At 71.3% G+C, this 3,395-nt stretch carries 4 protein-coding genes; 1 reads left to right on the top strand and 3 read right to left on the bottom strand.

Going from position 1 to position 3,395, the window contains the following annotated elements; all coding sequences use genetic code 11:
- Window positions 1-55: 55 nt before the first annotated feature.
- Entirely contained in the window at window positions 56-718 is a 663-nt protein-coding gene (locus FOE67_RS20465; protein ID WP_182666308.1) for a molybdopterin-dependent oxidoreductase, read from the bottom strand.
- 212 nt (window positions 719-930) lie between these two features.
- Here FOE67_RS20465 and bfr point away from each other — a divergent pair, with 212 nt between their 5' ends.
- Complete coding sequence (gene bfr / locus FOE67_RS20470; RefSeq protein WP_182666310.1) at window positions 931-1,413, top strand: bacterioferritin; 483 nt, start codon at window positions 931-933, stop codon at window positions 1,411-1,413.
- A gap of 40 nt (window positions 1,414-1,453) precedes the next feature.
- Here the strand turns inward: bfr and FOE67_RS20475 are convergent, their stop codons facing one another.
- Both FOE67_RS20475 and FOE67_RS20480 read right to left on the bottom strand, forming a co-directional pair.
- Window positions 1,454-1,735: a (2Fe-2S)-binding protein gene (locus FOE67_RS20475; RefSeq protein ID WP_182666311.1), complete on the bottom strand. Its 282-nt coding sequence runs from the start codon at window positions 1,733-1,735 to the stop codon at window positions 1,454-1,456.
- Between the two features lie 206 nt (window positions 1,736-1,941).
- Window positions 1,942-3,294, bottom strand: a complete 1,353-nt coding sequence (locus tag FOE67_RS20480) for a class II 3-deoxy-7-phosphoheptulonate synthase (protein ID WP_182666309.1) — start codon at window positions 3,292-3,294, stop codon at window positions 1,942-1,944.
- Window positions 3,295-3,395 lie beyond the last annotated feature (101 nt).

A 3,395-nucleotide genomic window follows, 5' to 3' on the forward strand; every position in this document is an offset into this window, starting at 1 on the left:
GGCGACGGCCGGGGAGGGGATCGGCCACTCCGGCCATCCCTCCGTCATCCCGTGGTCATCCCGGCCCGTCGCCCGGGTCCTCCTGGTGGGAGTAGCGCTGCTCTCGCCACACCTCGCCCCGGTTGTGGTAGCCGCGTTCCTCCCAGAAGCCGCGCCGGTCCTCGGTCATGTACTCCACGCCGCGCACCCATTTGGGGCCCTTCCAGGCGTAGAGCCCGGGCACGATCAGCCGGAGCGGGAAGCCGTGCTCGACGGTGAGGGGCTCCCCCTCCCGGTGGGTGGCGAACAGGGTGCGTTCCCCGGCGAAGTCGGACATCCGGAGGTTGGCCCCGTAGCCGTACTCGGCCCACACCATGACGTGCTCCGCCTCCGGGGCGGGGGGAGCCAGGTCCAGCAGGGTGCGGGCGGCCACGCCGCTCCATTCGCAGGGCGGGACGCTGAAGCGGGTGACGCAGTCCAGTCCCGCCGTGACCGTGTGGTGGGGCAGTGCGGTGAACCCGTCGTGGTCCCACTCGCGCCGTCCGCCGTCGGCGGTGGCCCCGAAGACGCGGAAGCGCCAGCGCTCGGGCCGGAAGCGGGGCACGGGTCCGTAGTGGGTGGTCGGCCAGCCCCGGGCCGGTCGCTGCCCCGGCGGCAGAGGTTCGTCGGACACCCCCCAAGGGCCCGCTCCCGGCCCTTCCGCGGGTCCTTCCACGGGTCGTTCCACGGGTCCCTCCATGACTCCATGGTGGCACGGGGCAGCCCGGCGGCGGAGCACCCCGGATCACCACTCCGCGTCACCAACGTGATCGGAATTGCCCGAAAAGTGTCACGAATTGCGCGAAATCCCCCCCGTTTCGGTAAGGCTTTGCTTACTGGACGCGATCGGCGGGGGGTGTCAGGATGCGCGAAGAGGCCGGAGATCCCCGCTTCCGGAAGGAGCGCTTCGTCATGCAGGGCGACCCCGAGGTCATCGAGTTCCTGAACGAGCAGCTGACCGCCGAACTGACGGCGATCAACCAGTACTTCCTGCACGCGAAGATGCAGGAGAACAACGGCTGGACCAAGCTGGCCAAGTACACCCGCGCCGAGTCCTTCGACGAGATGAAGCACGCGGAGGTGCTCACCGACCGGATCCTCTTCCTGGACGGGCTGCCCAACTACCAGCGGCTCTTCCACGTCCGGGTGGGGCAGACGGTGAGCGAGATGTTCCGCGCCGACCGGGAGATCGAGGTCGAGGCCATCGACCGGCTGCGCCGGGGCATCGAGGTGATGCGTGCCAAGGGCGACATCACCTCGGCCAACATCTTCGAGTCGATCCTCGCCGACGAGGAGCACCACATCGACTACCTCGACACCCAGCTGGAGCTGATCGAGAAGCTCGGCGAACCGCTCTACATCGCCCAGCAGATCGAGCAGCCCGCGGAGGCGTGAGCCACCCCGGGCCGGGGTGATCCGCCGCGGGCGAACCGCCTCAGGCCGCGACCGGCAGCGGGCGGGCCGGCGCGACGGCCGGCAGGCCCGGGATCACCGATTCCGGGGAGGGCCCCGCGGAGGACACCGGCGCCACGACGGCGCCCGGGGCCTCCCGTCGCGGGCACCCGCGCCCGAGGATGCCCTGGATGCGCCGCACGCACGAACCGCAGTCGGTGCCGGCCCCGCTCGCCGAGGCGATCTGCCGGGGCGTGCAGGCGCCGGCCGCGGCGTGTTCGCGGACCTGCTGTTCGGTGACACCGAAGCACGAGCAGACGAACACCGTCACCTCGCGGGGGTCGGGCCGGAAACCGGCGGTACGGCGGGCTCCGGAATCCGACGGATCCCGGCAGTGAGGTAAACCTTACCTTACCCCCGGGTCGGCGGGAATCGCGCTGCGGCGGAAAGCGCCCGGGGCGCGGATCACAGTGATCCGCGCCCCGGGCGTTCGGGCGTTCGGGCGTTCGGCCCCTCGACGGGCCGGCCGCCTCACTGATCGCGGTACATCTCCGCCACCAGGAAGGCCAGGTCCAGCGACTGGCTTCGGTTCAGCCGGGGGTCGCAGGCCGTCTCGTAGCGCTGGTGCAGGTCGTCGACGAAGATCTCGTCGCCGCCGCCCACGCACTCGGTGACGTCGTCACCGGTCAGCTCCACGTGGATGCCGCCCGGGTGGGTGCCCAGCGACTTGTGGACCTCGAAGAAGCCCTTGACCTCGTCCAGCACGTCGTCGAAGCGCCGGGTCTTGTGGCCCGAGGCCGCCTCGAAGGTGTTGCCGTGCATCGGGTCGCACACCCACACCGGTCGCGCCCCCGAGGCGGTGACCTTCTCCACCAGCTCCGGCAGCAGGTCGCGGATCCTCCCCGCCCCGTACCGGGTGATGAAGGTGAGCCGTCCGGGCTCGCGGTCCGGGTCCAGACGGTCGATGTAGGCCAGGGCCTCCTCCGGCGTGGTGGTCGGGCCCAGCTTGACGCCGACCGGGTTGCGCACCCGGGAGGCGAACTCGATGTGCGCGCCGTCCAGCTGCCGGGTGCGCTCACCGATCCAGATCATGTGCCCGGAGACGTCGTAGAGCTTGCCGGTGCGGGAGTCCACGCGCGTGAGCGCCGCCTCGTAGTCCAGCAGCAGCGCCTCGTGCGAGGCGTAGAACTCCACCGAGTGGAACTCGGCCGGGTCCGCGCCGCACGCCTTCATGAAGCTCAGCGCACGGTCGATCTCCCGGGCCAGCGCCTCGTACCGTCGACCGGAGGCGGAGTTGCGCACGAAGTCCTGGTTCCAGGCGTGCACCTGGCGCAGGTCGGCGTAGCCACCGGTGGTGAACCCGCGCACCAGGTTCAGCGTCGCCGCCGAGGAGTGGTACATGCGGCGCAGCCGCTCCGGGTCCGGGGTGCGGGCCTCGGGGGTGAACTCCGGGGAGTTCACCGAGTCGCCCCGGTAGGAGGGCAGCTCCACGCCGTCGCGGACCTCGGTGGTCTTCGAACGGGGCTTGGAGTACTGACCCGCGATGCGACCGACCTTGACCACCGGAACGGCGGCGGCGTAGGTGAGCACCGCGCTCATCTGCAGCAGCGTCTTGAGCTTCGCGCGGATGTGCTCCGCGCTCACCTGGTCGAATGCCTCGGCACAGTCGCCGCCCTGCAGCAGGAACGCCTCGCCCCGGGCGACGGCTCCCAGGCGGTTGCGCAGTTGGTCGCACTCGCCGGCGAAGACGAGGGGCGGATACCCGGCGAGGTCCGCGGTCACCTCGCGCAGGGCCTCGGAATCCGGGTACTCGGGCTGCTGCGCCGCGGGGAGGTCGCGCCAGGAGGAGGCGGTCGATGTGCTGCTCTCAGCGTTCACGGTCACACCGCCAGGTTACGGGGTCGCGCCGGGGCCATCCGCCCGCCGCCCGATGGGTGAGACACGATCTCCCGGGGGTCGGGCGGCGGGAGCCCGGCGCCGTCGTC

This window comes from Streptomyces calidiresistens, from assembly GCF_014141525.1.
In the GTDB taxonomy this organism is placed as follows: Bacteria; Actinomycetota; Actinomycetes; order Streptomycetales; family Streptomycetaceae; genus Streptomyces; species Streptomyces calidiresistens.